This window comes from Sinomonas sp., assembly GCF_051955515.1.
Classification (GTDB): domain Bacteria; phylum Actinomycetota; class Actinomycetes; order Actinomycetales; family Micrococcaceae; genus Sinomonas.
Genome location: NZ_JBQCGQ010000107.1, coordinates 1 through 3,194, shown reverse-complemented (window position 1 = coordinate 3,194; position 3,194 = coordinate 1). Strand labels below are relative to the sequence as shown.

The following is a 3,194-nucleotide window of genomic DNA, read 5'->3' as shown; positions in this document are numbered from 1 at the left end:
CACGGAAGGAACTGACATGACAGACCAGGGCACGGCGCAAAGCACGCCGCTGGCCGGCAAGACGGCGATCGTCACCGGCTCCTCGCGCGGAATCGGCGCGTCCACGGCGAAGATCCTCGCGGGGGAGGGGGCCGCCGTCGTCATCAACTACCGGCAGAAGGCACCGCGCGCGAACAAGGTGGTCGCCGAGATCGAGGCGGCCGGAGGCCGCGGGCTGGCCGTGGGCGGCGACCTCACCAACCCGGAAGACGTCGAGAAGCTCGCCCAAGCAGCACTCGACACCTTCGCCTCTCTCGACATCCTCGTCCTGAACGCATCGGGCGGCATGGAGTCGGGCCTCGGCGAGGACTACGCCCTTCGCCTCAACCGCGACGCCCAGGTCTCGATGCTCAAGGCCGCCGCCGAGCGCATGAAGCCAGGTTCGCGCGTCGTGTTCGTCACGAGCCACCAGGCACACTTCATCGATCAGGTCCCGACGATGGACGCCTACGAGCCGGTCGCGCGGTCGAAGCGCGCGGGCGAGACGGCGCTCCGCGAGCTCGTCCCGTGGCTCGAGCAGAAGGGCATCACCTTCGTGGTGGTTTCCGGCGACATGATCGAGGGGACCATCACTGCAACCCTCCTCGAGCGGGCTGCGCCCGGTGCCATCGCATCGCGCCGCGAGGCCGCGGGCAAGCTCTACTCGGTGGACGAGTTCGCGGCCGAGGTCGCCAAAATGGTCACCGCCGACGTCCCCACCGGCCACACCGAGTACGTGGGCGGCGCAGAGCACTTCACCGGCTGATCCGCCTCACCGACGCGTGGCCACGTCCCGCCCGACGCGTGGCCACGTGCGAGGTCAGACCTCCGCGAAGTGCCGCACGACGTCGAGGTACGGGAGGTCGACGGCGGCATCGGCTGCCGCGCGCACGGCCGGCTTGGCATGGAATGCCACACCGAGCCCGGCGGCCCCGAGCATGTCGAGATCGTTGGCACCGTCGCCGACAGCGATGCACGCCTCCAAGGGAACGTTCTGCTCCGAGGCCCACGCCCGAAGGCTGTGCTCCTTGACGGCGCGGTCCACGACCTCACCGACCACTCGTCCGGTGAGCTTCCCGTTGACGATCTCGAGGTCGTTGGCGCGCCAGTAGTCGAGCTTGAGGCGCTCGGCGAGGGGCGCAAGGATCTGGTTGAAACCCCCGGACACAACGGCGACGGCGTTCCCGGCCACGTGATACGCCGCGACGAGCTCTTCGGCGCCGGGGGTGAGGAGCACGGCCTCGCGCACTCGATCGATGACCTCCTCGGGAAGTCCCTCCAGTGTCCGGACGCGGGCGTGCAGACTCTGGGCGAAGTCGAGCTCGCCGCGCATAGCCGCCTCCGTGACGGCGGCGACCTCGGCGCGCTTGCCCGCGTGCTCGGCGAGGAGCTCGATGACCTCCTGCTGGATGAGGGTCGAGTCGACGTCCATGATGAGGAACTTGCGCGCTGCATCCCTTACCGATGCTGGGACGAGCGCGGCTTCCGCTTCCGCCAGTCCGCCCAGCGCCTCCCGTGCCTCGGCAAGCCGGTCCTGGTCCAGGTCGACTGACGCCGTCTGGATGCTGTAGCGGTCGTCGCCAGCACTCGTGAAGGGTCCGACGGCCGCACCGAGCGGCTCGAGGAGCGCGGCCGCGGCGGCGCCCGCCCGAGGAAGAAGCGTGCGGGCAGAGAGGACCAAGGCGAAGCGGGATGGCATACCGGCGATTCTAGCCGGGGCGCTCTGGTTCGCCCACAGCGGAAGTCTGCAATAGTGTCTACTCCCATGAGCAATGTTCTCCAGCTGTCCGGCGTCAGCGTGGTGCGCGGCGCCAAGACGCTGCTCGACGGCGTCGACTGGCAGGTGCGCGAGGGGGAGCGCTGGGTGGTCCTCGGCCCCAACGGCGCAGGCAAGACGACGCTCCTCCAGCTTGCGGCAGCCCGTATGCATCCGACGCGAGGCACTGTCGGCATCCTCGACGAAACCCTCGGCAAGGTCGACGTCTTCGAACTCCGGCCTCGCATCGGCCTCGCATCGGCCGCCCTCGCAAACCAGATCCCGGAGCACGAGAAGGTGCTCAACGTCGTCGTCACCGCTGCCTACGGCATTACGGGCCGCTGGCGCGAAGCCTATGACCGGGACGACGAGCGCCGCGCGTTCCGCCTCCTCAATGAGTGGGGGATGGGCCCGCTGCTCGGGCGTGTCTTCGCGACCCTCAGCGAGGGGGAGCGCAAGCGCGTCCAGATCGCCCGCGCGCTCATGACCGATCCCGAGCTCCTCCTGCTGGACGAGCCCGGTGCGGGACTCGACCTCGGCGGCCGGGAGGAGCTCGTCTACAAGCTCAGCGAGCTGGCCCAGGACGAGTTTGCCCCGGCCCTCGTCCTCGTCACGCACCATCTCGAGGAAGTCCCGCCCGGATTCACGCACGCCCTCTTGCTCCGCGAAGGCAAGGTCGTGGCGACCGGCGAGATCGACGCGGTCCTCACCGAGCAGAACTTGAGCGAGACGTTCGGCCTGCCTCTCGAGGTGACGGCCAACGGCGGACGCTATACGGCCGTCCGCAGGGCCCCGGCTCCCGTGGCCGTCTGACGTGGAATTCTGGCGCGACCTCCTCATCTTCATTGGCGGCCTCTGGGCCGGCACGATCAACACGATCGTCGGTTCGGGCTCGCTCGTGACGTTCCCAATCCTCGTGGCCGTGGGCTTCTCGCCCGTGAGCTCGATCATCTCGAACGCCATGGGCCTCGTCGCCGGAGGATTCTCCGGCGCATGGGGCTACCGTCGGGAAGCCGCAAGTGCGAGGCGCACGCTCCTGAGGCTCCTTCCGGTGTCGTTCGTGGGAGGCCTCCTCGGAGCGATTCTGCTTCTGGTGCTTCCGGAGACGGTCTTCGGCTACGTCGCACCCGTGCTGATCGTTATCGCGATCCTCCTTGTCATCTTCCAGCCGAAGCTCTCCGCGTGGGTCAAGCGGCGGCAGGCCCTCACGCACATCACGCCGGAACAGGCGGACCACCAGACGCTTCCGCCCATCCTGTACGTGCTCGTATTCCTGATTGGCGTCTACGGCGGGTACTTCACTGCGGCGCAGGGCGTTTTGCTGATGGCGGTCCTCGGCATCTTCTTCCATGGAACGCTTCAACAGTCGAACGCGATCAAGGTTGTGCTCAGTCTCGTGGTGAACCTCATCGCGGCGGTC

General features: G+C 68.2%; 4 protein-coding genes. 3 read left to right on the top strand and 1 reads right to left on the bottom strand.

What is annotated here, in order from left to right:
• The first annotated feature begins 16 nt into the window (after nt 1-16).
• Complete coding sequence (locus tag ACTHL9_RS05805) at nt 17-784, top strand: SDR family oxidoreductase (protein ID WP_440517899.1); 768 nt, start codon at nt 17-19, stop codon at nt 782-784.
• 54 nt (nt 785-838) lie between these two features.
• Here ACTHL9_RS05805 and serB read toward each other — a convergent pair whose 3' ends face one another.
• Nucleotides 839-1,717 carry a phosphoserine phosphatase SerB gene (serB, locus tag ACTHL9_RS05800; protein WP_440517898.1) on the bottom strand — a complete coding sequence of 293 codons (879 nt, stop codon included), beginning with the start codon at nt 1,715-1,717 and terminating at the stop codon, nt 839-841.
• Between the two features lie 66 nt (nt 1,718-1,783).
• Between serB and ACTHL9_RS05795 the strand changes: the two genes are divergently transcribed.
• Nucleotides 1,784-2,587 (top strand): ABC transporter ATP-binding protein, encoded by an 804-nt coding sequence (locus tag ACTHL9_RS05795; RefSeq protein ID WP_440517897.1) that lies wholly within the window; start codon nt 1,784-1,786, stop codon nt 2,585-2,587.
• A gap of 1 nt (nt 2,588) precedes the next feature.
• A partial coding sequence (locus ACTHL9_RS05790; RefSeq protein ID WP_440517896.1) for a sulfite exporter TauE/SafE family protein occupies nt 2,589-3,194 on the top strand: 606 nt, incomplete at its 3' end.

What these genes read in the sequence shown, in the direction of transcription:
- ACTHL9_RS05805 (WP_440517899.1), top strand. Translation starts at nt 17, where the DNA reads ATGACAGACCAGGGCACGGCGCAAAGCACGCCGCTGGCCGGCAAGACG.
- serB (WP_440517898.1), bottom strand. Translation starts at nt 1,717, where the DNA reads ATGCCATCCCGCTTCGCCTTGGTCCTCTCTGCCCGCACGCTTCTTCCT.
- ACTHL9_RS05795 (WP_440517897.1), top strand. Translation starts at nt 1,784, where the DNA reads ATGAGCAATGTTCTCCAGCTGTCCGGCGTCAGCGTGGTGCGCGGCGCC.